28 protein-coding genes are annotated in these 24,784 nt (G+C 72.2%); 13 read left to right on the forward strand and 15 right to left on the reverse strand.

All coding sequences use genetic code 11. The annotated features are described in order from the left end of the window. Positions 1-432 precede the first annotated feature (432 nt). Complete coding sequence (locus ACZ5OX_RS02075; RefSeq protein ID WP_465628232.1) at positions 433-975, reverse strand: hypothetical protein; 543 nt, start codon at positions 973-975, stop codon at positions 433-435. Between the two features lie 106 nt (positions 976-1,081). Beyond that, positions 1,082-2,344 carry a serine hydrolase domain-containing protein gene (locus ACZ5OX_RS02080; RefSeq protein ID WP_465628233.1) on the reverse strand — a complete coding sequence of 421 codons (1,263 nt, stop codon included), beginning with the start codon at positions 2,342-2,344 and terminating at the stop codon, positions 1,082-1,084. A 343-nt stretch (positions 2,345-2,687) separates the two neighbouring features. Between ACZ5OX_RS02080 and ACZ5OX_RS02085 the strand changes: the two genes are divergently transcribed. After that, positions 2,688-2,921 (forward strand): hypothetical protein, encoded by a 234-nt coding sequence (locus ACZ5OX_RS02085; protein ID WP_465628234.1) that lies wholly within the window; start codon positions 2,688-2,690, stop codon positions 2,919-2,921. Between the two features lie 153 nt (positions 2,922-3,074). Then, on the forward strand, positions 3,075-4,016 hold the full coding sequence (locus ACZ5OX_RS02090) for a nucleotidyltransferase family protein (RefSeq protein ID WP_465628235.1): 942 nt from the start codon (positions 3,075-3,077) through the stop codon (positions 4,014-4,016). Here ACZ5OX_RS02090 and ACZ5OX_RS02095 read toward each other — a convergent pair. From ACZ5OX_RS02095 to ACZ5OX_RS02105, 3 genes are all read right to left on the reverse strand, one after another. Beyond that, positions 3,913-4,266, reverse strand: a complete 354-nt coding sequence (locus tag ACZ5OX_RS02095) for a hypothetical protein (protein ID WP_465628236.1) — start codon at positions 4,264-4,266, stop codon at positions 3,913-3,915. The two genes, ACZ5OX_RS02090 and ACZ5OX_RS02095, sit on opposite strands and share 104 nt — an antisense overlap. A 133-nt stretch (positions 4,267-4,399) precedes the next feature. Beyond that, positions 4,400-5,053 carry a CAP family protein gene (locus tag ACZ5OX_RS02100; RefSeq protein ID WP_465628237.1) on the reverse strand — a complete coding sequence of 218 codons (654 nt, stop codon included), beginning with the start codon at positions 5,051-5,053 and terminating at the stop codon, positions 4,400-4,402. A gap of 127 nt (positions 5,054-5,180) precedes the next feature. Then, entirely contained in the window at positions 5,181-5,573 is a 393-nt protein-coding gene (locus ACZ5OX_RS02105; protein WP_465628238.1) for a winged helix-turn-helix transcriptional regulator, read from the reverse strand. A 65-nt stretch (positions 5,574-5,638) separates the two neighbouring features. On the opposite strand from ACZ5OX_RS02105, the gene ACZ5OX_RS02110 reads away from it, so the two are divergent. Together ACZ5OX_RS02110 and ACZ5OX_RS02115 are read left to right on the forward strand one after the other, a co-directional pair. Further along, complete coding sequence (locus ACZ5OX_RS02110; protein ID WP_465628240.1) at positions 5,639-7,084, forward strand: MFS transporter; 1,446 nt, start codon at positions 5,639-5,641, stop codon at positions 7,082-7,084. A gap of 111 nt (positions 7,085-7,195) precedes the next feature. Beyond that, positions 7,196-8,392 carry a serpin family protein gene (locus ACZ5OX_RS02115; protein WP_465628242.1) on the forward strand — a complete coding sequence of 399 codons (1,197 nt, stop codon included), beginning with the start codon at positions 7,196-7,198 and terminating at the stop codon, positions 8,390-8,392. Positions 8,393-8,500: 108 nt separating this feature from the next. Here ACZ5OX_RS02115 and ACZ5OX_RS02120 read toward each other — a convergent pair whose 3' ends face one another. Then, complete coding sequence (locus tag ACZ5OX_RS02120; protein WP_465628244.1) at positions 8,501-8,704, reverse strand: hypothetical protein; 204 nt, start codon at positions 8,702-8,704, stop codon at positions 8,501-8,503. Positions 8,705-8,829: 125 nt separating this feature from the next. On the opposite strand from ACZ5OX_RS02120, the gene ACZ5OX_RS02125 reads away from it, so the two are divergent. Beyond that, positions 8,830-9,099, forward strand: coding sequence for a hypothetical protein (locus tag ACZ5OX_RS02125; RefSeq protein ID WP_465628246.1), 270 nt, complete (start codon positions 8,830-8,832; stop codon positions 9,097-9,099). 2 nt (positions 9,100-9,101) lie between these two features. Then, positions 9,102-9,290 (forward strand): DUF397 domain-containing protein, encoded by a 189-nt coding sequence (locus ACZ5OX_RS02130; RefSeq protein WP_465628248.1) that lies wholly within the window; start codon positions 9,102-9,104, stop codon positions 9,288-9,290. Positions 9,291-9,330: 40 nt separating this feature from the next. Here the strand turns inward: ACZ5OX_RS02130 and ACZ5OX_RS02135 are convergent, their stop codons facing one another. The 5 genes from ACZ5OX_RS02135 to def all read right to left on the reverse strand — a co-directional run bounded on the left by ACZ5OX_RS02135 (position 9,331) and on the right by def (position 13,590). Continuing rightward, positions 9,331-11,355 (reverse strand): alkaline phosphatase family protein, encoded by a 2,025-nt coding sequence (locus ACZ5OX_RS02135; protein ID WP_465628250.1) that lies wholly within the window; start codon positions 11,353-11,355, stop codon positions 9,331-9,333. A 441-nt stretch (positions 11,356-11,796) separates the two neighbouring features. Next, positions 11,797-12,291 carry a hypothetical protein gene (locus ACZ5OX_RS02140; protein ID WP_465628252.1) on the reverse strand — a complete coding sequence of 165 codons (495 nt, stop codon included), beginning with the start codon at positions 12,289-12,291 and terminating at the stop codon, positions 11,797-11,799. 143 nt (positions 12,292-12,434) lie between these two features. Beyond that, positions 12,435-12,617, reverse strand: coding sequence for a hypothetical protein (locus ACZ5OX_RS02145; RefSeq protein ID WP_465628254.1), 183 nt, complete (start codon positions 12,615-12,617; stop codon positions 12,435-12,437). Between the two features lie 56 nt (positions 12,618-12,673). Then, positions 12,674-12,883 (reverse strand): hypothetical protein, encoded by a 210-nt coding sequence (locus ACZ5OX_RS02150; RefSeq protein WP_465628256.1) that lies wholly within the window; start codon positions 12,881-12,883, stop codon positions 12,674-12,676. 50 nt (positions 12,884-12,933) lie between these two features. Further along, entirely contained in the window at positions 12,934-13,590 is a 657-nt protein-coding gene (gene def, locus ACZ5OX_RS02155) for a peptide deformylase (protein WP_465628258.1), read from the reverse strand. 18 nt (positions 13,591-13,608) lie between these two features. Here def and ACZ5OX_RS02160 point away from each other — a divergent pair, with 18 nt between their 5' ends. Further along, positions 13,609-14,127 (forward strand): winged helix-turn-helix transcriptional regulator, encoded by a 519-nt coding sequence (locus tag ACZ5OX_RS02160; protein ID WP_465628260.1) that lies wholly within the window; start codon positions 13,609-13,611, stop codon positions 14,125-14,127. 13 nt (positions 14,128-14,140) lie between these two features. On the opposite strand, the gene ACZ5OX_RS02165 is transcribed toward ACZ5OX_RS02160, so the two are convergent. From ACZ5OX_RS02165 to ACZ5OX_RS02180, 4 genes are all read right to left on the reverse strand, one after another. Then, positions 14,141-14,680 (reverse strand): hypothetical protein, encoded by a 540-nt coding sequence (locus ACZ5OX_RS02165; RefSeq protein ID WP_465628262.1) that lies wholly within the window; start codon positions 14,678-14,680, stop codon positions 14,141-14,143. Positions 14,681-15,092: 412 nt separating this feature from the next. Further along, complete coding sequence (gene hemC, locus ACZ5OX_RS02170; protein WP_449789951.1) at positions 15,093-16,028, reverse strand: hydroxymethylbilane synthase; 936 nt, start codon at positions 16,026-16,028, stop codon at positions 15,093-15,095. Positions 16,029-16,178: 150 nt separating this feature from the next. Continuing rightward, entirely contained in the window at positions 16,179-18,488 is a 2,310-nt protein-coding gene (locus ACZ5OX_RS02175; RefSeq protein ID WP_465628264.1) for an ABC transporter permease, read from the reverse strand. Next, positions 18,485-19,210, reverse strand: a complete 726-nt coding sequence (locus ACZ5OX_RS02180) for an ABC transporter ATP-binding protein (RefSeq protein WP_465628266.1) — start codon at positions 19,208-19,210, stop codon at positions 18,485-18,487. Before ACZ5OX_RS02180 ends, ACZ5OX_RS02175 begins: the two co-directional genes overlap by 4 nt. 139 nt (positions 19,211-19,349) lie before the next feature. Here ACZ5OX_RS02180 and ACZ5OX_RS02185 point away from each other — a divergent pair, with 139 nt between their 5' ends. The 6 genes from ACZ5OX_RS02185 to ACZ5OX_RS02210 all read left to right on the forward strand — a co-directional run bounded on the left by ACZ5OX_RS02185 (position 19,350) and on the right by ACZ5OX_RS02210 (position 24,643). Beyond that, positions 19,350-20,180 (forward strand): sensor histidine kinase, encoded by an 831-nt coding sequence (locus ACZ5OX_RS02185; protein ID WP_449789954.1) that lies wholly within the window; start codon positions 19,350-19,352, stop codon positions 20,178-20,180. Between the two features lie 98 nt (positions 20,181-20,278). Beyond that, positions 20,279-20,944, forward strand: a complete 666-nt coding sequence (locus ACZ5OX_RS02190) for a response regulator (protein ID WP_465628876.1) — start codon at positions 20,279-20,281, stop codon at positions 20,942-20,944. 184 nt (positions 20,945-21,128) lie between these two features. Then, a complete protein-coding gene (locus ACZ5OX_RS02195; protein WP_465628267.1) occupies positions 21,129-22,334 on the forward strand; it encodes a cytochrome P450 in 1,206 nt (401 codons plus the stop codon). A 49-nt stretch (positions 22,335-22,383) separates the two neighbouring features. Further along, entirely contained in the window at positions 22,384-23,544 is a 1,161-nt protein-coding gene (locus ACZ5OX_RS02200) for a type III polyketide synthase (RefSeq protein WP_465628268.1), read from the forward strand. Beyond that, the gene (locus ACZ5OX_RS02205) at positions 23,541-24,125 is read left to right on the forward strand and encodes an NUDIX hydrolase (RefSeq protein ID WP_465628269.1); all 585 of its coding nucleotides are present in this window, start codon (positions 23,541-23,543) and stop codon (positions 24,123-24,125) included. Before ACZ5OX_RS02200 ends, ACZ5OX_RS02205 begins: the two co-directional genes overlap by 4 nt. A 98-nt stretch (positions 24,126-24,223) precedes the next feature. Further along, positions 24,224-24,643: an SHOCT domain-containing protein gene (locus tag ACZ5OX_RS02210; protein ID WP_465628270.1), complete on the forward strand. Its 420-nt coding sequence runs from the start codon at positions 24,224-24,226 to the stop codon at positions 24,641-24,643. Positions 24,644-24,784: the final 141 nt, after the last annotated feature.

Below are 24,784 nucleotides of genomic sequence, written 5' to 3' on the forward strand. Positions count from 1 at the left end.
TTGGGGGGGGAAGTCGGCCTGGCCGACTCCCCACGCACGCAGCGGACCACCCAGCGCCAGCCTGCACAGAAAGTCGCCCCCTCCGACTTCCTACGTGTGTGCACCCTCGCCGCCGGAAACCTCTGCGCGATCTGCGTGAGAAGTCGGCCCATTCGACTTCTCACGCAACCGACCGCCAAGCACCGCCCGAGCCGCAGAGTCAGCCCCACCGACCTCCCACGCAACCCGAAGCGCGGGTCGGCCATCGAAACCCCCAGAACAAAGCACCACCACGCGCAGGAAGTCGACCCAGCCGACTTCTCGCGCAGCGGGCCGCGAGACGACAGGCCACCGGGCAGGTGAACGGTCCAGGACGGCATCACAAGCCCGACGCAGAGACTCGAAGCCGGGCGGCGCGACACCCCTGCGCAGGAAGTCGGGCGGGCCGACTTCCTAGGCTGCGGTGGCGAGGGGCGGGCTCGCGTGGCGGCGGCGGTAGTAGGAGCAGGCGAGGGCGAGGGTGATGGGGCCCCAGAGCATCGCCGTCGAGGTGCAGATCCGGCCGAGGGCCATCCACCAGGCGTTGCTGTAGCCGACTTCCTTGAACACGCCCAGCCAGGCGAGGGGCATGCCGTCGAAGAGGGCCACCAGGGTCAGGCCGCCGAGCACGGCCGGGGCGAGTGCCGCGAGTGGTGGCACTCGGCGGCCGCGCAGCACGGGCACCCAGCGCGGGAAGACCTCGCCCCAGCCGCTGACCAGCCCCAGGGTCAGGATCGTCAGCGCCTCGGTGACCACGCTCAGGCCGATCACGTACGGCGTGCACCACCAGACGTAGGCCGGGGCGGTCGGGTCGACCGTCCCCATCCGGAAGTCGAACGCGAACGGCAGCCGCCACAGGCAGTGCGGCAGTACGACGAACGGGAGGGCCTTGGCGAGCCGCAGGGCCCACCGGGGCACGGGGCGTTCGGTGTCACCCACCGGGATGTTCTTCAGCATGTGTCCACCGTCCCGGACACCACCCCCGCCCCGCGTCCGCCCCGAGGCCCGTCCCCCTCCCCCGCGCGAGCCAGCCCGCCGTCAGCACAGCGGTGGAGCCGGGGCGTCAGCCGATGGAGTCCAGGCTGAAGGCGGCCTTCACCAGCCCGATGACGTACGGGGTCTCGGCGCCCTTCAGCGCGGTCGGGTCGGTCGAGTACACGACCGTACGGGCGAGGTCCCGGGTGGCGAAGACGCCGCTGGTGGAGCCGGGCCGGGAGCCCGTCTTGCCCCAGACCACGATGCCGTCGGACGCGAGGCGTTCGAGCCCCATGCTCATGCACGCGGTGCCACCCCCGCAGTGGCTGCTGTGCGGGGCGACGGGCACGTCCGGGACGGTGAACAGCTTCTCCTGCTGGGCCGGCGGGAGGAGGCGTCCCCGGAACAGGGCGGTCATGAAGCGCTCCAGGTCGGGGGCGCTGGAGATCATGCCGCCCTCCGCCCAGGGCCACGGGCTCTGCTCGGTCACGTCCGCCCGGCGCGAGCCGCCGTCGGCGTCGGCGTCGGGGACGGTCAGGTACGGGTGGGTCGCGGGGTGCCGCAGCTGCGGGTCGTCGGCGTCCGGGAGGTCGGTGTCGCGCAGGCCGAGCGGGCGGATGATCCGGTCGCGCAGCTCGTCGGCGTAGCGGTGGCCGGTGACCTTCTCGACGACCAGTCCGGCGACGAAGGTGTTCATGCCGTTGTACTGCTGGGCGGTGCCGGGGTCGAAGCCCAGCGCCTGGCCCTTCATCGTGGCGACGACCTCCTCGGGGGTGGCCGAGTCGAGCCGGTGGTCGGCGAACCAGCCGGTGGTGCCGTCGCCCCAGGCCTTGCCGTCGCCGGCGGGCAGTCCACTGGTGTGGTTGAGCAACTGCCCGACCGTGACCGCCTCGTAGGGGAAGTCCGGGAGGTACTGCCGGACGCTGCCGTCGAGGTCGATCCGTCCCTCGGCGGCGAGTTGGAGGACGACGGTGACCGTGAAGATCTTCGAGATCGACCCGATCCGGAACCTGCCCCGCGGGTCCACGGACATCCCGGCCTCCGCCGAGGTGCCCTCGAACCTCCCCGCGGAACCGGTGACCCGCACGAACGCGGCGGAGACGTCGGCGGCGGGCCGTTGGGCGAGGGCGGCACGGATCGCCGCCCGGTCCAGCGGCGGTACGGAAGCGGAAGGGGAGGCGGCGGAGGCCGAGGAGGGGACGGCAGTGGGCCCGGCGGCGAAGGCGGGCGCGCCCGCCCCGACCGTCAGCGCCGTCGCCAGGGCTCCGGCAGCGGCCAGGACGACCCAACGGCTGCGGTTCTTACGCGAGTTCACGTTCCCGTTCACGTGCGTGCCCATCTGCGTGCTCACCTGCGTCTTCATGTGCGGCCGGCTCCAGACTGATCGTCGCCGGGCCGGCGGTTCCCGGCCCCGGCGACGAGTCTTCCGCGACCGTCCACCCGGGGCATCAGGGACGGGACGTCGCGATTCCCTGATCTCCCGTCAGGGTCGACCCGGAGGCGCGGCGCGGGCCGGGCAGAACAGACACGATCAGGATCACCACCGATCAGACCCCACAAGGGCACTGAAGGAAAGCAGAGTTGATCAACCCCGAACGTTCGACGACCCGCTGTCCCAACAGTCGGCGGCGGGGCACGACCCCCCGAGTACGGTACGTGCGCAACGCATTCAGCCGAGCGATCGGAGACCTCGCATGCCCCCTGCCGCTCTGCGTCTGGGCGATCTGGAGATCGCGTTCACGACCAGCTTCCGCCTGGGGTTCGACACGAAGGGCAAGCGGTCGCACCGCGCCGGCGCGTTCTACCACCCGGTGCCGCCGCAGGGCTTCCAGGCGCTGGGCAGTGTGGGCCTGCCGTCGCTGATGGACGCCAACGGCGTGGGGGCAGCCCCGTGCGTGCGCCAGGCGCCCGCTGATCCCCTCAACTGATCCGCTCAGCTGATCCGCTCACCGTGGAATCCCCGCTCCGGCCAAAGTGCCGGGGCGGGGATTCCACGGTGAGCGAGTCAGGTAGCTGTCCACGGTGCCCGTCCACGCCGCGTCGGGGCCGCCCGTGTCGCCGTCGCTCCCGGGAGGTCGGGAATGTGTTCGCCGGAGGCTCCGCCCTCGACCCCGATCCGCCAGGCCGTGATCCTCGCCGGCGGACGCGGCGGCCGGCTCGCCCCGTACACGGACCTGTGCCCCAAGCCGATGGTCGAGGTGAACGGCGCACCGCTGCTGCGCCACCAGATCGACCGGTTCGCCGCCGCGGGTGTGGAGACGGTGGTCGTCTCGGCGGGCTACCGCTCACAGGTGATCACCGACTACGTGCGCACGGCGGCCCTGCCGGTCCGCACCACCGTGGTCGTGGAGGACCTCCCGCTGGGCCGGGGCGGCGGGCTGAAGCTCGCCGCCCGCATGCTTCCGGCGCCGCGGGAGCCGTGGTTCGCCGTCTACGGCGACATCTGGGCCGAGTTCCCGCTCACCGCGCTGGCCGCTCACCACGTGCGGAGCGGGGCGCTGGCCACGGTCGCCCTGGTCCCGCCCCGGCTGCCCCACGGCATGGTGGTCTGCGACGCCGCGGGGAGGGTCGCCGAACTCACCGCGCCGCCCCCGCCGACCTGCACGGTCAACGGCGGCGTGTACGTCTTCGCGCCCGGCGTGGTCCCCCTCCTCCCGGACGAAGGGGACCACGCGGACACGACGCTGCCGCACCTCGTACGGCTGGGGCAGCTGGCCGGCTACCGCACCGACGGCTTCTGGTGCGCCGTGAACACCCCTGGCGACCTACGGGAGTTGCGGGCCCGCGTAGCGGACCAAGCCCAGGCCCAAGCCCAAGCCCAGTCTCAGGCCCAGGCCCAGCCCCAAGCCCAGGCCCAAGCCCAGGCGAAGCAGACGGCCCGACCGTCGCAACCGGCCCCACACCGCCCGGGCACAGAGATCACGCCCGGCCCGTCGCGCCACCGGGCTCGACGGTCAGGAGCCTGCGGGCCGCAGCGGCCGCCGACTCCAGGGCCCTGCGCACCGCCTTCGCCGGGTCGGTGACGTCCCGCTCGACCAGCTCGCCGCACTCCCCGGTCGCGGCGTCGTAGCCGTAGTCGCCCGTCCCCGCCCTGACCACGCGCACGACGGTCTGCTCGGCCGCCGTCGGCCAGTTGGACCGTGACGGGGTGGCCGCCTCCCGCATCGTCCGAGTGCCCAGCGCCTCGAACCGGGCCCGGATCTCCACCTCCTGGGCCACGGTCACCCCGTCACGGGTGACGGCGGGGTCGCCGTACGACTTCTCGACGGCCATGTTGAGGCCTCCGAAGCCAGGGCCATCCCTTGACCGCGTCGGACAGGGCGGCGTTCACACCGGAGAGGACCGCACGGCGGCCGCTCTCGTCGAAGATGATGTCGTTCGCGGACATGTCCACTCCCAAGGGCGGTCAACCGCCCACCGGAGGCAGCACGTTCTGCTGGTAGGAGGCCGGGTCGCCGACGTTGCCCGGCGCCTTGTACAGGCACACGATGTACGTCTCCAGGCGGTCCTCGGTCTCGCCCGTCCCCTCCCCCGCGGCGCGGGCGCAGCCGATGCGGGTCGTGGCCTTCCAGACCAACTGGGTGAACAGGCCCGTGCCCGGGTTCTGGTCGTAGCCGGGCTTGTCGAACTTGTAGTCGCCGCCCTGCTTGTACCAGGCGTCCACCGCGGTACGCGCCGGGGTCGCCTCGACGCCCAGTTCGAGGGGGCCGTCCCAGCCCCACCAGTCGTTCTCCCCCGCGCCCTTGACCCTCCCCTCGTGCACCAGGTCGAGCCGGTGCCCGGTGCTCAGCCGGGTGGCGCGCTGCTTGGCGGCCTCGACGAGTTCGGGATCGAGCGTGAGCGGCGGGGAGTTGTGCTTGGCGCGGTACTGGTTGTGCGCCTGGAGGGCCTCGTCCTCGAAGACCTGGTCCGTCACGAGGGGAAGCGCGGGGCGGGGGTAGCTCTCGACGGCCTGGCCGGGCTGCGCCTGGACGGGCTGAGCCGGCACGAGCACGCCGACGGCCGCCGCCGCGCTGCACGCGCCGCTCAGGACGGCGTTGCGGATTCGGCGTCGTTCCACGGCGGTCTCCTTCGCACTTCGCGTTCGCACTTCGAGCGATCGTCAGCGGCTTAACGCCGCCACGGGAGACGAGGGCACGGAAGGTCAGGCGGAAGGATCAGTCCCGGCGGCCGCGACGCTGCGGGCTTCAGCCGGCGCTCCGGGCCTGCTCGATCTCGTCGAGGTGGGACTCGCCCCAGGCCAGGAGGGGTTGCAGCGCCTGCCTGAGGGATCGTCCCAGGTCGGTGAGTTCGTACTCGACGTGCGGCGGGACGACCGGGAAGACGGTGCGGGTCAGCAGCCCGTTGCCCTCCAGCGAACGGAGGTGCTGGGTGAGGACCTTGGGGGTGATCCCGACGACTGCCCGCTGCAGTGCGCTGTAGCGGGCGGTCCCCTCGGACAGCACGCAGAGGATCGACAGCATCCACTTGTCGGCGACCAGGTCGAAGACCCGGCGGGTCGTGCAGCCCTGCTCCAGCTGCCCCTGGGTGCCGTGGGCGGCGGCCTTGGCGACGTTCCGCGACGAGGTGACACTATCCATTTGGGAAGTATGGCACTTCGTTGTGCATACTTCCCGGCCCGAGCCGTACTCCAGAGACTGGATGCGTGACGACATCGCAATCTCTGGACACCTCCGCCCGCCGGGCGGCATCTCAAGACTCCGGTGGCTCCGGTGGCTCCGGTGGCTCCGGGGCGGTACTGGCCGTTCTGTGCACCGCCCAGGCCCTCGACATCATGAACCTCTCGTCGGTCAACATGGCGTTGCCGGAGATGGCGCGGGACTTGAACGCCTCCCCAGGGCAGCTCTCCTGGGTGGTCTCGGCCTACTCCCTGATGTTCGCCGGCTTCCTGATGGTGGCCGGGCGAGCCGCCGACCTGTACGGGCGGCGCCGGGCGCTGCTGTGCGGAATGGCGGTGTTCGCCGCCGCGTCCGCGGTGGTGTGGGCCTCCCACTCGCTGCTGCTCGCCGTGGCGGCCCGCGCGGTCCAGGGCGCCGGTGCGGCGGTGACCGTCTCGGCCGCGCTCGGGCTGCTCGGCGCCCTGTGGCGTACGGAACCGGGGCGGTCGCGGGCGCTCGGAGCGTTCGGCGCCATGGGCGGTGTGGGCCTCGCGTTCGGGCTGGTCGTGGGTGGCGCGCTGGCGGGGTCGATCGGGTGGCGGTCGATGTTCGCCGTGAACGTCCTGGTGGTGGTCGCGCTGATCGCGGGCGTGCTCGCGCTGATCCCCGCCGACGCGCCCGAGGACCGTGCCCACGGACGCCTCGACTTCCCCGGTGCGGCACTGGTGACCGTCGGTCTGCTGGGGCTCTCCTTCGCCTCGACCCGGCTCGGCGGGAACGTGGCCGACGGTCCCGGTTGGGCGGCCGCAGCGCTCGCGGTGGCCCTGCTGACCGGCTTCGCGCTCTGGCAGCGCCGGGCCGACCAGCCGCTCGTCCCGCCGGCGGTGTGGCAGCGGCCGAACCTCGCCGCGGCCCTGGCGGTCGCCGTCCTCATGTACGCGGGTTGGGTCGGGGTGAACTACTTCGCCGCACTCCTACTGCAGAACGTCCTCGGGTTCAGCCCGCTCACCACGGGCGTGGCCTTCCTGCCGCTGGCCGTCGGCGGCACCCTCCTGCCTCTCGCCGCGGGGCGCCTGCTCCCGCGGCTGGGCGCGCGGCGGCTCATGCTGTTCGGCCTGACCTTCTACACGATCGGCCTCGCCCTGTTCTCGCTGGTCGGCCCCGGGGCGAACTACTGGGCCGTCATCCTGCCGCTCCTGGTCGTCCTCATCATCGGCCTCTCGCAGACCTTCGTGTCGGCGAACGTCACCGCGCTGTCCGGCGCGGGGACCGGCGAACAGGCCCTGGCCGGAGCCCTGTTCAACACCGCGCTCCAGGTCGGCGGCGGACTCGGCCTCGCGGTCCTGTCCACCGTCGCCGCCACGGCCGGTGACGACGTGCCGGGCGGCTACCGGGCGGCCTTCCTCACGGCGGCGGGCCTCTCGCTCGCGGCGCTGCTCATCGTCGTCGTCGGCGTCCGCGGCCCCCGCAGCCCCCGCAGCACGGACGGCTGAGCGACCACCGGTGCCGCGGCCGGCGACGATCAACTCGATGGCCGCCGCGGACGGTTCGGCCCTACGCTCCCGGGAACAGGTGTTCCTCGAAAGGGTGGGGATGGGATGGGCATGACGCGCGGTTCCACCGTCCGGGCCGTCAACGCGTTGACCGCGCGCTGGGCTGCCGCGCTGCCGGAAAACGGCACGGCCTTCACCACCGCCGGGGTGTGGCCGCTGCTCGCCCTGCTGGCACACGGCGCCACCGGCCCTGCCCGCAGTGAACTCGCCGACGCCCTCGGCATCCCGGCGGAGCACGCCGCGGAGGGGGCGCGGGGCGTGCTGGCCGCCATCGATGCGATGCCGGGCGTGCGGAGTGCGCTCGGCCTGTGGACCCACGAGGAGCTGCCGCTCGAACCGGACTGGCTCGCCGAACTCCCCGAGCGCGTCCACCAACACCTCACCGGCGACCCGGTCTCGGACCGGGCTCGACTCGACGCCTGGGCGAAAGCCTGCACCGACGGGCAGATCGCGTCGATGCCGGTCGACATCGACACGGAGACCCGGGCGGTGCTGGCCGGCGCCCTGACGGTCCGCACCGACTGGATCCGCCCGTTCGAACGTGTCGGCCTGGAGGCGGGGACGGGCCCCTGGCGGGGCAGGGACCTGGCCGGCCTGGTCCGGAGCACCGCACTGCTCGACCGGGTGGGAGTCGCGCAGACCCCGATCGGTCCGGTCACCGTACTGCAGGTCCTCGGGGTCCAAGGAGTCGACGTTCACCTGTTCCTGGGAACCGAGGACGCCTCGCCGGGGCAGGTACTACCCGCAGCGGTGCGAACCCTCGACGACCGCAGGTCGGTGCTCCCAGGCGATCGACTCCCCTACGGCACTCCGGGCCCCGGGCTGACCGTCGAGCGCGTTCCCAGCCTCGACGACACACCGGAGCTGCTGGTGGAGACGGTGCCCTTCACCGTTACCGCCCGCCACGATCTGCTCAAGGACCCTGGCCTGTTCGGCCTCCGGACGGCGACGGACCGAACCCGAGGGCACTTCCCCGCCATCAGCAACGCCCCGCTGGCGGTGGGGGCGGCCGCCCAGACGGTCACCGCCACGTTCGGGGAACGCGGCTTCCGTTCCGCGAGCGTCACCGCGCTGAGCGTGGCGGCTGCGGGGCAGCCGCCGCGGTACCGCTACCGCGCCCGCAGGATCAGCGCCCGATTCGACCGCCCCTTCGGTTTCCTCGCTGTCCACCGCACCTCACGGCTCGTCCTGAACGCCGGCTGGGTCACCGAACCCGACGCCTTCGAGGAATCGGACTGGGAACGGTGAGTCCGTGAAAGCAACGGATCGCATCACGCCAAGGGAGTGGGAAGTCGGTCGGGCCGACTTCCCACTCCCTTCGGCTCCCCCGGCCGGCGCCGGGGGACGCGGAGGCGGTCAGCCCGCCATGCAGGCGTACCACTGGGTGCGGGCGAAGGCCGCCCCGCCCGCCCAGTAGTTGACGTTGTACGCCGCCGTGCACTGCTCCGTCTTCGACAGCGTCCTGGGGTAGGCGTTCGCCTGGGTGCCGGTGGCGAGGACGAGCACGGGGGCCAGCACGGCCGCGGCGGCCGCGGTGGCGGCAAGTCGACGGATCTTCATCGGTGTGGGTTCCTCCTTCGAAACGGCGGCCGGGCGCTCCCCCGCGAAGCCCGGCCGGAGTGTTCGGCTCCGTACGCCACATCCTGGCAGCGGCGGTCGACACGGGGATATCCCACAAATCTCGGATGTCGAAGGAGAAGGAGTGGGAAGTCGGCCTGGTCGACTTCCCACTCCTGTTGGTTCATCGGGGAGTCGGCGGGGGGCTATGCCGGGATTCAGGGACCCCGCCCAACCGACCGCAGATCGGCTACGCCGCGGCGCAGCACGTGAATCGTCTGATCACGGACCCGGTGGAAGTCCGTAATATGGCCGCACGGTACAGCAGTATCCGGGCCCAGGCCCTGGGGCTGAAGGAGTCCCTGGCCCTGATCGAAGCGATTCTGGGAGAGCGGTAGGCATGGCCGAGCCGGCGTGGTTCAAGAGCAGCCACAGCACCAACGAGGAAGCCCAGTACATCGAGGTCGCCGAGACCCCCGGCACCGTCCACGTCCGTGACTCCAAGGACAAGAGCGGCCCCCAACTCACCTTCTCCCCCACCGCCTGGCAGGCGTTCGTCACCTTTGCCGCCACCACCGAGGCCCCCTGACCCGACAGATCCACTCTGTACGGGTCCGACCCGGCGTGTGTCAGCCGCTGACGCTCTCCTTGCCGTTCTCGATGTGGCCCATGAAGCGGCGCCGATAGGTGGAGCCCTTCTCCGTGGTGGTGAGGGTCGCGTCGTACCAGCCGTGGGTGTCCTTGGCCTCCCAAGTCATCGAGATGGGCTGCCCGTTCGCGGGAATCTCCTTCTCCTGCGGGCCGGCGTTGCCGTACCCGCCCTCGGTCCGGGCGAGTCTCACCTTGACGGGTGAAGAGCCTCGGTTGGTGACCGTGAGCTTCAGCTCCAGAGCCTTCTCGTCCACCGTCGTGGCGACGTCGACCAGCGCCGAGTCGCCGGTGGTCCTGCCCGCGAACTCGCGCCGGAAGCCGTTCGGGCCGACGAGAGTGAAGTCGTAGGCGCCGTCCTTGACGGGGACGCCCTCAACGTCGGCGCCGAGCACGTCGAAGTGCTGAGGGGCCTCGTACTCGTCGGCGTACGGGTAGAGCGTGAAGTGCACGCTGTCCTTCCCGCTGTTGTGCATCCGCAGGATGAACATCTGCGTGTCGCCGTCGAACTCCAGGTGGGCGTCCGGCTGGTAGGGCAGCGGCCGCGCCGGGCGGGGCCCGGTCCCCTTGTACGGATCCGTGACGGCGGCGGTGCGCGCGAAGTCGAAGACCGAGGCGAGGTCGCCCGCTACCGTGCGACGCCACCGGCTGATGGCCGGCTGGTGCACACCCAGCCAGTTCCCCAGGAAACGGACCTGCGAAGTGTGGTCGAATACCTGGGAGTTGACGTAGCCGCCGACCGTCCACGGCGACACCGCGATCAGGGGCACCCTGGTCCCCAATCCGATGGGCAGGCCCTCCACGAACTCGTCGGCCCACCGCGACGGCGGCACCGGCGGCGGGACGTGGTCGAAGAGGCCGCCGTTCTCGTCGTAGCTGATCAACACGACGGTGGAGTCCCACACTTCGGGCTTCCTGGCGATGGCCTCCAGAACCTGGTGGACGACCTGCTGGCCGAACCCCGGTGACGAGTTCCCCGGGTGCTCCGAATCCCGCGCGGAGGCGAGCAGGTACGACACCTGCGGCAGCTTGTCGTGCTCCACGTCGTCCATGAACGCCTGGACGAAGCCGCGGATGTTGTCGACGCCGCCCCCGTTCTTGGCGGGCTTGTGGCGGCGCAACCCGCGTTCGAAGAGGCTCCGCTCGGCGAGGGAGAGTTTCTTGACCTCGGCATCCAGGGCGTCCAGATCGGCCTGGCTGATGTCGTCCGGCCCAGGAGGGCAGCTGTCGCTGTCCGTCGGGTGGTAGAAGTTGTACAGGCTGTGCCGGTTCTTGAGTTTGCTACTACCCCCCAGAACCTTGAGGGCGATCCTCCGGAACTCCTCGTGGAATTCCAGGTTGTTGTCGTAGAAGTTGTCCCACTCCTGGTAGACCTGCCAGGAAACGCCGTTGGCTTCCAGGAGTTCCGGGTAACTCGTCCAGTTGTAGGCCTCCTTGCTCCCGGTCTTCTCCCGCACGTGGGCCTCGGAACCGGTCACCCGCACGCCCGTGGGCTCCCAGCCGCCGAATCCGGAGAAGAAGTAGTTCCGATTGCTGGTGGTCTCGCCGATCACGGACGAGTAGTAGCCGTCGCAGATGGTGAAGGCATTGGCCAGCTGCCGGTAGAACCCGACCACTTCGGGCTGGTCGTAGTACCCCATCGTGGCTGCCGTCTTGGCCGCGACCCAGCGGTCGTACCAACCCTCGCGCCAGGCCTCGTGGCCGCCCTCCCAGTTGTGATTGAGATCGTTGTCGGTGTCCTTGCCGGGGATCGGCCACCGCTGCGGCCCGTTGGAGCCCGGCTGTTGCCTGACCGCCGTCTTGCCGTCGGGCAGGAGGACCATGTTGCGGTCCTCGAAGCCCCGCACGCCGTCGAAGCCCTTGCCGAAGTAGTGGTCGAAGGAACGGTTCTCCTGCATCAGGAGGACGACGTGCTTGACCGCTTCGAGTCCTCCCTTCGGCGGCTGGCGCTTCATGGCGTCCTTCAGGGACTGCGGCAGGTCGGTCGGGACCGTCTTGTCACTCATCTCGTCTCCGTGGATGGGGTGCACGGACCGCTCGGCCGGATTGCCCGGTCGAGCGGCCGGTTTCGACAAGGCGCCGGCTATCCGGGTGGTGAACGGCGCGATCAGTCGCCGGCGATGCACGTCCACTCGCTGAGCGGCGCCGGCCCGTAGATCTTGGTGTCCGGATGTCCCTCCCCGTTCGCCACGTTGATGCGGACGAACCGGTCACCGGAGAAGACCCAGTACTCGTTGCTCCCGTCGGGGACCTGGGCGTCGGGGTGGGTGCAGCTGCCGGTCTTGTCGATGAAGTCCTGGAGCTTCTGGCGATTGTTCCCGTACCAGGCCAGCCGGTGTCCAGGGTCGGGCAGTTCGCCGCCGAGGCGGGTGGGGCGGCGGCGAGGGGCGGCACTCCGGCCGCGAGGACGGCGACGAGTGCGGCGCGGATCGCCCGGCGGGGAGCCCTCATGAGTGGACGGCGGGTTTGCGGTCGAGGTAGAGACAGGTCCTGCTGATGCCGGTCTTGGTCTTCTTGCTGACACCGCCGTTCAGGTCCTCGGGGATCCTGCTGTAGCCGGTCGGCGAGGCAACCTCCGTGTCGCCGTCGGACCAGGACGTGATCACCAGGTCCTCGATGGCCTTGCGGCCCTTGCCGTCCTGACGGGTCACAGCCATGAAGAGCGGATGGCGCTTGCCCGATTCCGCGTCGGCAGCACCTTTGTTGAGGTCCACCGGGATCTTCTGGTAGCCCGCGGGCGTCTTCTCGTCACCCTTGAGGATGCGGATGTCCGTGATCGGGTGGCCCTGGTCCTCGTCGGCCCGCTCGTAGACGAGGTAGAGGTAGTCGCCACCCACGCCGCTGTTGAGGTCGGTGTCCAGCTTGTGCCAGCCGGTGGGCACGCGGGCCGGCTCGTCTCCGTAGGGGGCGAGGACGTTCACGTCTGTGATGTAGCGACCCATGGGGCGCTCCTTCGGCATTCCGGATGGCCCCGCTCGCCCGGGGCGGAAACGCGGATCGCGGAAGGATCGACCGGGCTGGGGAACGGTTCGATCGTCTCCGACCGAATGCCTGCCCGCGCGGGCTCGTGCCCCGTCCAGGTGATTCAGGCGATGCCGCGCCGGTCGGCGGCAGGCGTGCGAAGAGGTGCGGTAGTCGATCCACGGGGGCGGCGGTGGAAGGAGTACCGGGCGAGGATGCCGCCGGGGAGGTCCGGGGAGGCCATACCGCTATGGAGGAAGCGCAGTTGGGGCTGGACCGGGCGGGCGAGGCGCGCGGGCTTGGTCACCGGCTCACCCTGGTTCCGCGAGTACCGCTCAACCAGCCACGCTCAACCAGCCACGCTCAACCAGCCACGAACGACAAGACGAGCCCGGCCAAGACCAGTGCCACGCACATCGCCAGGATCAGCGCAGGCGGTGCCGCGATGGCGAGGAACACCCAGGCGGCCCGCTTGGCGAGGGGCGTGCCGTGCTCCCGCAGCACGGCGAAGCAGAGCAGCGCCACCAGGAGCAGCGGCACCGACCAGAACACCACGAATGTGCCGTCCGGCATCTCCAATCCCCCCTCCGGCCACACCGACGCCAGGTGACCGTGGCGCGATCCTAGCGAGGCACGGCTCCGTTCTGGCGGTCGGCCTCAACCAGCTTGGCGGCCCTGGCGGCGCGCTCGGCGAAGACCTTCTCGCGGCGGTCGGCGGTCTGCTTCATCATCCGCTTGCGGTCGCGGACGGAGAGCCGGTCGATGTAGAGCCCGCCGCTCAGGTGGTCGGTCTCGTGCTGGAGGCAGCGGGCGAAGTAGCCGGCGCCCTCGATGACGACGGGCTCGCCGTGCTGGTCGACCCCGCGCACCACGGTGCGGGCCGGGCGGGCGAGCTTGGTGTGGGCGCCGGGGACGGACAGGCAGCCTTCGGTCTCCTCGATCAGCGCGCGGCCCGCCTCCTGCTCCTCGACCACCGGGTTGAGGACGTGGCCGGCGTGCCGGACGCCGTCGTCGTCGACGCAGTCGTAGACGAACAGGCGCAGGTCCACGTCCACCTGGTTGGCGGCGAGGCCGCAGCCGTCGGCGACGTACATGGTGGCGAACATGTCGTCGATCAGCCGGGCCAGCCGCTCGCTGCCGAAGTCCTCCTCGGTGGCCGTCCGGCAGGTGCGGCGCAGGATCTCCTCCCCCACCTCGGTGATCCGCAGGACGGACGGGCGTTCGCTCGGTTGGGACACGGTCGCTCCTTCGGGGGGCTGGGCTTGCTGTCGACTTTGCAAAGTAGCAGACTTTGCAAAGTGACCGAAGACCTCGTCAGAACCGGCCCCCTCCCCGAGCACGCCGTCCGCACCGCGCTGCTGGAACTGCTCACCGAGCACGGCACCGTCACCTCCACCGACGCCGCCGCCCGGCTCGGCCTCAGCTCGGGCCTCTGCTCCTTCCACCTGCGGCAGCTGGCCCGGTACGGGCTGATCGAGGAGGCCCCGGCCACCGACGGGCGGGCCCGGCCGTGGCAGCTGCCGACGACCCAACAGCCCGATGGAGACGGAGAGTTCGGAGAACTGGCGCGCGGCCTGGAGGACGAGAGCCACCAGCGCTGGCTCGCCCGGCGTGGCGAGGCCCCGGCCGAGTGGCAGCAGGACGAGGCCTTCAGCGCCGTCGTCTACCTGACGCCCGCCGAGCTGGCCGCCGTCGGCGCGGAGGTCCGCCGGGTGCTGGCCCGCTACCGGGACCGCGAGACGGACCCGGCAGCCCGGCCCGCCGAGGCCCGGCCGGTCGCCGCCGTCGCCCGGCTCTTCCCGCTCCTCGACCAGTAGTCCAGGGCGCGGTTCAGGCCGCGCGCGACCACGACCGCGACCGCACCGCCCGGAGCAGCGGCCCGGCCACCAGCCCCAGCGCCGCCCCCAGCACGACCCCCTGCACCCCGTCCCAGACGTCCTGCACGTCACAGGCCCGCCCGATCACCGGCAGCGCGTAGTGCAGCGCCGACACCGCGAACGGCAACGCCGCCGCACCCAGCAGCGCCACCACCGCCCGCCGCCGGGTGCCCGCCAGCGCGGCCGCGAAGCCGACCGGGGCGTAGGTCGCCAGCTTGAGCTCGATGTGCCGCACGTGCAGCAGCTCGTACGGGGAACGCGGGCGGCCGCCCTCCACGGCGCAGTGCCGGACGCCGGCCTCCGAGAGCCGGAAGGCGTCCGGCAGCAGCATCGCCACGACCACCCCGCCGAGCCCGAGCAGCAGCACGAAGCCGACCGCCCAGTGGGCCCGCAGCAGCCGCCCCACCGGCCGGTTCAGCAGGGCCGCGGGCACCAGCGAGAGCAGCAGCCCGGGCCAGAACATCGGCATCCCGCCGAGCACCGCACTGATCACGCCTCAAACGGACGCCCCGCGCGCCCGCCCGGTTCTCCCGGGGACGAGGGGAAATGCCGGTCCGTCACCGTGCAGTCACCCCGCGACCGCGCGCCCGCCGCGACGACCGCCCCGGTGTGAGGTCGCGTGTCGCGCCTGCTCCGGCCCTTGGAGCCGGGGCGAGGAACCTGAGGCGGAGTGCCGGGACTCAGGGCGGCCGGAGGCGGGGCCCGGGGCCGCCGGGGCGGAAGCAGCCGGGCCGAGAACGCAACGCCCCGGGGCCGGGAAGCCAGGGGCGACCGGAGGCGGGGCCCGAAGTGGCCGGGGCGGAAGCAGCCGGGCCGAGAAAGAAGCAACGCCCCGGGGCCGGGAAGCCAGGGGCGGCCGGGACCGCCGGTGCGGCCCCGACCGCCCACCGCCCCCTCCCCCCGGGTCAGTGCGGGATCGAGGAGATCAGCTCCTGCGCCCCCTGCCGCTTGAGCGCCAGGGCCACCGACGTCCCGAGGTCCTCGGGGCTGAGCGCGCCCGCCCACTCGTGGGCATCCAGCACCTGCTTGCCGTCCGGGGTGAAGACCCGGCCGCGCAGGGACAGGCGGCCGTCGCGTTCGGCGTTGGCGTAGCCGGCGATCGGGCTGTTGCAGTGGCCCTGGAGGGCGTGCAGGAACATCCGCTCGGCCGCCGCCTCGCGCCAGGTGTCGTGGTGGCCGAGGCCGGTGACGGCCTCGATGGTGGCCTCGTCGCCCTCGCGGCACTGCAGGACGAGGATGCCGGCGCCGATCGGCGGGCACATCGCCTCGATGCCGAGCACCTCGGTGATCCGGGCCTGCTCGCCGATCCGCTCCAGGCCGGAGACGGCGAGCAGCAGGGCGTCGACGTCCCCGGCCGCCAGCTTGGCGAGCCGGCTGTTGGCGTTGCCGCGGATCGGGACGCACTCCAGGTGCGGGTGGGAGGAGGCGAGTTGGGCGACCCTGCGGACGGAGGAGGTGCCGATCCGGGTGCCGGGCGGGAGGGCGGCGAGCGGCAGGCCGCCGGGGTGGACGAGGGCGTCGCGGATGTCGTCGCGGCGCAGGTAGGCGGCGAAGACGGTGCCGGCCGGCAGCGGGCGGTCGGCGGGTACGTCCTTGAGGCAGTGGACGGCGACGTCGGCCTCCCCGGCGAGCAGTGCGGCGTCGACCTCCTTGGTGAAGGCGCCCTTGCCGCCGAGTTGGGCGAGATCACCCGTCCAGCGGTCGCCCGAGGTGGTGACGGGCACCACCTCGGTGCGCAGGCCCGGGTGCAGGGCGGCGAGTTCGGTGCGGACCCGCTCGACCTGGGCCAGTGCCATGGGTGAGGAGCGGGAGACGATGCGGATCAGCTCAGCGGTGGCCATGGCGCGATGATAGGGGCCGTCCCACCGTGGATTGAGCATCCGTCAGCGCCATGACAGGCGCGGCGGACGATACCGCAAGCTCGGACAACGCGGACGGCCGGTCGGGGTGTCCGACCGGCCGTCCGCACACGGGTCCACACCCCCGCGGCTTCACTCGTTGTGCAGCACCTCGGCGATCGGCAGCCGGGCCGCCGAGCGGGCCGGGACGAGGGCGCCGAGGACGGCGATCGCGACGCCCGCGAGCGCGAGGCCGGCGAGAAGTGGGGCGTTCCAGACGTCGACCATCTCCTCCGGGAAGACGATCGTCACCACGTTCTCGGTGATCAGCCGGTGGGCCACCACCCCGACCGGGATGCCGATGATCCCGCTGACCAAGCCCTGCCAGGCCACCGAGGTGACCGTCATCGCGACCACCTGCCGGGGCGTCATCCCGATCGACTTCAGCATGCCGAGGTCGCGGCGGCGCTCGCGGACGGTGAGCAGCAGGGTGTTGAAGACGCCGAGCGAGGCGACCACCGACAGCAGCACCGTGAAGATCGTGGTGAAGGCGATGACCGCGGCGATCGGCCCGGCCAGGTCGGGCGCGAACACCGAGGCCGAGAGGCTGGGGTCGGCGTCGGTCACGGCCTTGCGGTAGGCCTCGGCGTCGGCGCCCTTGGCGAGCTTCACGTCGTACTCGACCACGTGCGGGTCGCCGGTGAGCGCGGCCCTGGTGGCGTCGTTGGAGGCGAAGGCCCGGGGGTTGCCCTCGGACTCCTCGCCGACGAGGGTGACGGGCAGTTGCCGCCCGTCCAGGGACACGGTGAGTTTGTCGCCGACCTTGAGGCCGTGCTGCCGGAGGAAGGACGGCCCGGCCTCGATCTCGTTCGGGCCTGTCGCGGGGCGGCCGTCCACGACGTTCAGCCGTTTGGAGCTGACGATGTCGTCGCCGCCGTAGAAGTTGGCGAACGCGGGCTGGTTGTGGCCGACCAGCCCGACCTGGACCAGTCCGCGCGCGCTGACCCGTTCGGCGCCGGGGGCGGCGCGCAGCATCGCCTCGGTCTGGGCGGGGGTGAGCTTCGGCGCGACCTTGTTGTCCGCGAAGTGGGCGGTCCGGACGTTGACGTGGGTGTGGCCGTCGGTGTGGTCCACCAACTGGGTCAGGGTGCTGCTCAGACCGGTCGTCATCGTCACGGTGACCACGCCGAGCACGATCGCCGACATGGTCAGCGCGGTGCGGGCGGGGCGGGCGAAGGGCTGGCCGAGGCCGAGGCTGACCGCGCGCGGCAGCCGGGTGCCGCTCAGCCGGCGCTGGACCTTCAGCCCGCGGCCGTTGCGCGGCGTGCTGCCGGCCGAGATGGCCCGGGCGGCGGGGAGCCGGTGGGCGCGCGAGGCCGGGGCCAGGGCGGCGAGGACGACCAGCAGCGGGACGCTGACCAGGGTGGCGGCGGGCAGCCAGCCGGCGGGCTCGATCACGGCGGTGCCGGTGACGATGCCGGAGAACGCGGCCCGGAGGATCGGGTGCGCCGCCACCCAGCCGGCCGCCGTGCCGAGGACGGTCCCGGCGACCGCGGGCACCGAGACCATCGTCAGGTAGACGGTGACCACCTGGCGCGGGGTGAAGCCGATCGACTTCAGCACGCCGATGTGCCGGTAGCCGGAGACCACCGCGCCGCTCACCACGTTGCCGACGATCAGCGCGGAGACCACCAGGCCGAGCACGCCGAAGACCGTCATGAGCGGCAGGTAGGAGTCGGCGCCCGCCGAGAAGGCGTCCTTGAGCACCAGGTACGACTGGGTGCTGAGGACCGCGTCCCCGGGCAGGCCCTCGGTGGCGGTGGCCAGGGCGGAGGTGAGCCGCTGCTCGTCGGCGGCGTCGGTGAAGCGGTAGAGCATCTGGCGGGCGGTGGGGTGCAGTGCGGTCGCCTGTTCGGGGGTGACCCAGCCGCCGGCGCTCTGGCTCATGCTGGTGGCGAAGCCGACGATGGTGAGCTGTCGGCCATCGCCGATGGGGATCGGGGTGTTCAGGAGCCTGTCCGACGCGCCGCCGAACGGCGAGTCGAGGACCACCTCGCCGGGTGCGGCGGCCCAGCGGCCGGAGAGCAGTTCCACCCGGTCCACCGGCCCGGCCGGGTCGGTGCGGCCGACCAGGGTCAGCGGCCCGGGCGGGCTGCCGAACCAGTCGGTGGGGATCTGCACCGTGGCCTGGTCGAACGGCCCGGCGGCCGCCTCGACGCCCGGCCGGTGGGCGGTGGCGGCCAACTGTTCCGCCGGGGCCTCGGCCGGGTCGAAGGCCGCGACGACGTGAGCGCCCCGCTGCTCGCCGAAGGCCGCGTCGAAGGGGGCCCGGGCGGCGCTGATCACCGCGAGGGCGAGCAGCACGGTCGTGGTGGCGCAGAAGACGACCAGGCCGATCACGACGGTCTGCACCCGGCGGCGCTTCACGGCCGCCCGCGAGGCGCGCCAGACGGCGCCGGTCATGCGGACGCCTCCAGCATCCGCTCGTTCGCCACGCGCCCGTCCGCCACCTCGACCAGCCGGCCGGCGCAGCGGGTGGCCAGCTTGGGGTCGTGGGTGACGATCAGCAGGGTCTGCCCGATCTGGTTGAGGTCGATCAACAGGTCCATCACCTGCTCGCCGGAGCGGCTGTCCAGTGCGCCGGTGGGCTCGTCCGCGAGCAGCAGGGCCGGGCGGTTCATCAGGGCCCTGGCCACCGCGACGCGCTGGCGTTCGCCGCCGCTGAGCGTGGCCGGGTAGACGTCCTTGCGGTGCGCGACGCCGAGTTCGTCCAGCAGCTCCAGTGCGCGGCGGCGGGCCTGGCGGGCGCTGGTGCCGGTCAGCTGGGCGGCCAGGGCGACGTTGTCGAGGGCGGGGAGGTCGTCGATCAGGTTGAAGAACTGGAAGATCATGCCGATGTGGCGGCGGCGGAAGAGGGCCAGCCCGTGCTCGTTCAGCTGCCCGAGGTCCTGCCCGTGCACCCGGACGGTGCCGGCGGTGGGCCGGTCCAGCCCGGCCACCATGTTCAGCAGGGTGGACTTGCCGCACCCCGAGGGGCCCATCACGGCGACCGCCTCGCCGGCGCGGATCCGCAGGTCGAGGCCGTCGAGCGCCTTGGCGTCGCCGAACTCCTTGTGGACCCCGGACAGCTCGACGACGACCTGCGCGTCGTCCGGCCGGGAGGTCCCGTCGTGGTCGTTGCTCATGGTGGACGACCGTAGGGGCGGCGCTCCCGTCCGTACGTCCCACCCCGGGTGTAACCATGGGCGGCCGTAGTACCGGGGATGTACGGGAGCGGCACCCCCGGATGATGTGGATCACCGTGTGACCTGGGAGGCTGGCGCCGTGTGGGGAACGGGGTGGGAGTGGGCGGCCGTCGCGACGGCCGGTGCTGCGGGCACGGCGGCCGGCTGGCTGGCGGTGGCGCTCGCCCGGGCGCGGCGGCTGCACCGGGCGGCCATCGGCGAGCGAGGCTGGCTGCTGGAACGGGAGCGGGATCGCGCCGCCCGTACCGCCGTGGACGCCGAACGGGCCCGGATCGCCGCCGAGTTGCACGACATCGTGAGCCACAACGTGAGCCTGATGGTGGTGCAGGCCGGGGCCGCGCGCGAGGTGCTGGCCACCATGCCGCAGGAGGCGGCGGCCGCGATGGCCGCGGTCGAGGCCGCCGGGCGGGACACCATGACGGAGCTGCGGCACCTGCTGGGCCTGCTCGCCCCCGCCGCGGACGGCGGCGAGGAGCCGGCCGGGGACGGCTTCGCCCCGCAGCCCAGCCTGAGCCGGCTGAGCCCGCTGATCGACCGCTTCGCCTTCGCCGGGCTGCCGGTCGAGGTGCGGATCTCCGGTGAGCCGAGGCCGCTGCCCGGCGGCATCGACGTGACGGCGTACCGGATCATCCAGGAGGCGCTGACCAACGCGCTCAAGCACGGGGACGGGGTGACGGCGGAGGTGACGGTGCGCTACGCGGACCACTACCTGCGGGTGGAGGTGCTCAACAGCGGCCCGAGCGTGCTCTCCGGGGCGCCCGGCCCGGCCCCGCGGCCGGCGGACGGCGCCGGGCGCGGGCTGATCGGCCTGCGCGAGCGCGTCGCGGTGTACGGCGGGGACCTGGACGCCCGGCGCCGGATCGGCGGCGGCTTCCGGGTCCGTGCCCGCATCCCGCTGGACCGGCCGTGACGGAGGGGAGCACGGACGTGGAGCAGGGGGCCGTGGACACGGCGCAGGGCCAGGAGCCGGGCCGGAGTCGGCAGCCGGAGCAGGAGAGCCGCCCGCGGGTGGTGATCGCGGACGACCAGGAGCTGGTCCGCACGGGCTTCCGGATGATCCTCACCGCGCGCGGCATCGACGTGGTCGCCGAGGCCGGCGACGGCGCCGAGGCGGTGGCCGCCGCCGTCCTGCACCGCCCGGACGTCGCGCTGCTGGACATCCGGATGCCCGGCATGGACGGCTTGGAGGCCGCCCGGCGCATCCTGGCCCAGGTGCCCGGCTGCCGGGTGATCATGCTGACCACCTTCGACCTGGACCACTACGTCTACGCCGCGCTGTCCGCCGGGGCCAGCGGCTTCCTGCTCAAGGACGTCACCTCGGCCCACCTCGCCGCCGCCGTACGGCTGGTGGACACCGGGGACGCGCTGCTCGCCCCCTCGATCACCCGCCGGCTGGTCGAGCGCTTCGCGGCCGGTGCGCCGCGCCCGGCCCCGGGCACCGACGGCCCGCCGCTGCACCGCGACCTCGCGCCGCTCACCCCGCGCGAGGCGGAGGTGCTGGCGCTGCTCGGCCGCGGGCTGTCCAACACCGAGCTGGCACGCGAACTGACGCTCAGCGAGTCGACGGTGAAGACCCATGTGGCCCGGATCTTCGCCAAGCTCGACCTGCGCGACCGGGCGCAGGCGGTGGTGCTCGCGTACGAGACCGGGCTGGTCGCGCCGGGCGGCGGCTGACCGTCAATTCACGCCTACCGCGCACCAGTTCGCGTGACTATTAACCGAATCTCACTCATTGGAGTTAAATCTCCACCGAACTCCCTTTTTTGCCAGGTCATGGGGCACCATCTGCATGTCCACGCCCGAACCGGACCGATCACCTCGGGCGCCCCCGGCACGACGAGCACACCTGGACCGGCCCGTGACCACCAATCCCCCTGTGTGGGACTGCCCCTTCCACCACACCGACGGCCTGGAGTTCGACCCCCTCCTGAAGCGGCTGCTCACCGAAGCCCCGGTCGCCAGGATCCGACTGCCGCACGGCGAGGGCGAGGCCTGGCTGGCCACCCGCTACGAGGACGTCAGGACCGTCACCACCGACCGCCGGTTCAGCCGCGCCGCGGGCATCGGCCGCGACCTGCCCCGGATGACGCCCGCCCCGATCGCCCAGGCCGAGGCGATCAACCTGATGGACCCGCCCGCCCACAACCGGCTGCGCCGGCTCGTCGCCCAGGGCTTCACCAACCGCCAGGTCGAGCGGATGCGCCCGGCCACCCAGCGGACCGTCGACGGCTACTTCGACGAGATGACCGAGCACGGCGCCCCCGCCGACCTGATGCACTTCCTGGCCGGCCGCCTCCCGCTCGCCACCATCTGCGAACTGCTGGACATCCCCACGGCCGACCGCGCCGAACTGCGCGGCCACGCCGTGGCGATGATGCGGATGGGCCCCGGCAGCCGGGACGGCCAGGAGGCCGCCAAGGCCGCCCTGCGCGCGTACTTCACCGAGCTCACCGCCGAACGCCGGGCCCACCCCCGCGAGGACCTGATCAGCGCCCTCGCCACCGCCCGCGACGGCGACGAACTGCTCGACCCGGACGAGCTGACCGTCATGGCGATGGTCCTGCTGGTCACCGGCCACGACACCAGCACCTACCAGCTCGGCAACATCGTCCACACCCTGCTCACCCACCCCGAGCAGCTCGCCAAGCTGCGCGCCCAGCCGGACATGCTGCCCCGCGCCCTGGAGGAGCTGCTGCGCTTCATCCCGTTCCGCCAGGGCGTCGGCATCGCCCGGGTCGCCACCGAGGACGTCGAGCTGGGCGGCACGCTGATCCGGGCCGGCGAGGCCGTGCACGTCTCCTACCTCACCGCCAACCGGGACCCTTCGGTCTACGAGCGCCCCGACGAGCTGGACCTCGACCGCGGCGCGCCCACCCACATGGCCTTCGGGTACGGCCAGCACCACTGCCTCGGCTCGCACCTGGCCCGGATGGAGCTGCAGGTCGCCATCGGCACCCTGCTGCGCCGCTTCCCCGGGCTGCGGCCGGCCGTCGACCCGGCCGAACTCGACTGGGACTCCGGCTCGATCTGGCGCTTCCCGCGCACCCTGCCGGTGGCCTGGTAGCGCCTCCCCTCGACCCACCGTTCCCGCAGCACTGGGGAGACCCGCACCCATGGCAACACTCTGCCGCCCCGCCATCGCCGTACCCGAGCACGTCATCACCCTCGACGAGACCCTCGACCTGGCCCGCACCCTGCACGCCGGGCACCCGCAACTCGGCCTGGCACTGCGGCTGATCGAGAACACCGGGGTGCTCACCCGGCACCTGGTCCAGCCGATCGAGCGGACCCTCATCCACCCGGGCTTCACCGTTCGCAACGAGCTGTACGAGCGCGAGGCCAAGCGGCGCGTCCCCGAGGTGGTCGAACGTGCCCTCGCTTACGGCGAGTTGACGGTGGGTGACATCGACCTGATCGTCTACGTGTCCTGCACCGGCTTCATGATGCCGTCGATGACCGCCTGGCTGATCAACACCATGGGCTTCCGCTCCGACACCCGCCAGGTGCCGATCGCCCAGCTCGGCTGCGCGGCCGGCGGCGCCGCCGTCAACCGGGCCCACGACTTCTGCCGCGCCTACCCGGGCGCCAACGTGCTGATCGTGGCCTGCGAGTTCTGCTCGCTCTGCTACCAGCCGACCGACCTCGGCGTCGGCTCGCTGCTCTCCAACGGCCTCTTCGGGGACGCGGTCGCCGCCGTGGTGATGCGCGGGAACGGCGGGCGCGGCGTCCAGGTCGAGCGCAACGGCTCGCACCTCGTCCCGCACACCGAGGACTGGATCTCGTACGGGGTGAAGGACACCGGCTTCCACTTCCGGCTGGACAAGCGGGTGCCCGGCACGATGGAGATGCTCGCGCCCGCGCTGCGCGGCCTTGCCGTGGAGCACGGCTGGGACGTCTCGGGGCTCGGCTTCTACATCGTGCACGCGGGCGGCCCGCGCATCCTGGACGACCTGTGCCGATTCCTCGACCTGGAGCCGGCCACCTTCCGCTTCAGCCGGGCGACGCTCACCGAACGCGGCAACATCGCCAGCGCCGTGGTCTTCGACGCCCTGGCCCGGCTGTTCGCCGACGGCGGCGTGCCCGAGGGCACCACCGGGCTGATCGCCGGCTTCGGCCCCGGCATCACCGCCGAGATCTCACTGGGCAGTTGGGTCGGCGCACCGACCGAGGGGGCGCGCCCGCGCCGCCCGCGCGCCATCTCCACCTCCGACATCGCCCTCGTCCATCCGACCGTCCCCCGCCGTTTCCCGACCGGCACTACGATCACTGAATGACCGACACCGCGAACCACACCGATGCCTCTGCCAGATCAACCGAACTAGCAGCACTGTTCCCGGCGTTGCACGCGCCGCAGTACTGGAGCTGGGGGCGGTTCGACGCCCGGTTCTCCACCGAGCTGCCGCCGGACGCACTGGTCACCAACATCCACCTGGTCGGCTTCGCGGACGACCGGGTGGTGCTCTGCCGGGACGACCGGGACCACTGGTTCCTGCCCGGCGGCACCCGGGAACGGGACGAGAGCATCGCCTCCTGCCTCACCCGCGAGCTGGCGGAGGAGGCCGGCGCCCGGCTGCTCGGCGAGCCGCGCTGGCTGGGCGCGCACCGCTGCCGCACCGAGGACCCGGTGCCGTACCGGCCGTGGCAGCCGCACCCGGAGAAGGCCTGGCTGTGGGGATGGGGCGAGGTCGTGCTGGACTCCGCGCCGACCAACCCGGCGGACGGCGAGCAGGTGGTCGAGGTCCGCGCGGTGCCGCCCGCGGAGGCCGAGCGGCTGCTGCTGACCGGGCGCGATGCCTGGTGGGGCGAGCTGGTCGCGCTGGCCGTGGAGCTGCGCCGGCGGGCCGCACGGGGGTGAGACCCCGGCCCGGGCGGTTATTCCCACGGCTGCCGAAGGTCACTTGAACGGCCGAACACCGAGTGAAGATGTCCGTTTTGCGGTGGTATTACTCAGCCATGGACACCACCTCACTGGCCGTGGACTACCCGGTGCTCAACATCTTCTGGACGATGCTGGAGTTCTTCCTCTGGGTGCTCTGGTTCTTCCTGCTGTTCAAGATCATCACGGACATCTTCCGCAGCCACGACCTCAGCGGCTGGGGCAAGGCCGGCTGGCTCGTCCTGGTGATCATCCTGCCCCTGATCGGCGTCCTCGTGTACCTGATCGCACGCGGGCAGTCGATGACCAAGCGCGACATCCAACAGGCCCAGGAGAACCAGGCCGCGTTCAAGGCCTACATCCGGGACGCGGCGGCGTCGGGGCCCGAGGGCGGCCGCAGCCACGTCGACGACCTGGCGAAACTGGCGGAGCTGAAGGAGAAGGGCGCGATCTCCGAGGAGGAGTACCAGAAGGCGAAGGAGAAGATCCTGGCCTGAACGTCCGGACGGTCGACCACGGCCCGGGGGGGGGGGGGGGGGGGGGGGGGGGAAGGGTGGGGGGGGGGGGGGGGGGGGGGGGGGGGGAAGGGGGGCACAGAGGAGGGGGGGGTAGAAGGAAAATCCATCTCCCCCTTACAC

Source organism: Kitasatospora sp. NPDC032121 (assembly GCF_055580145.1).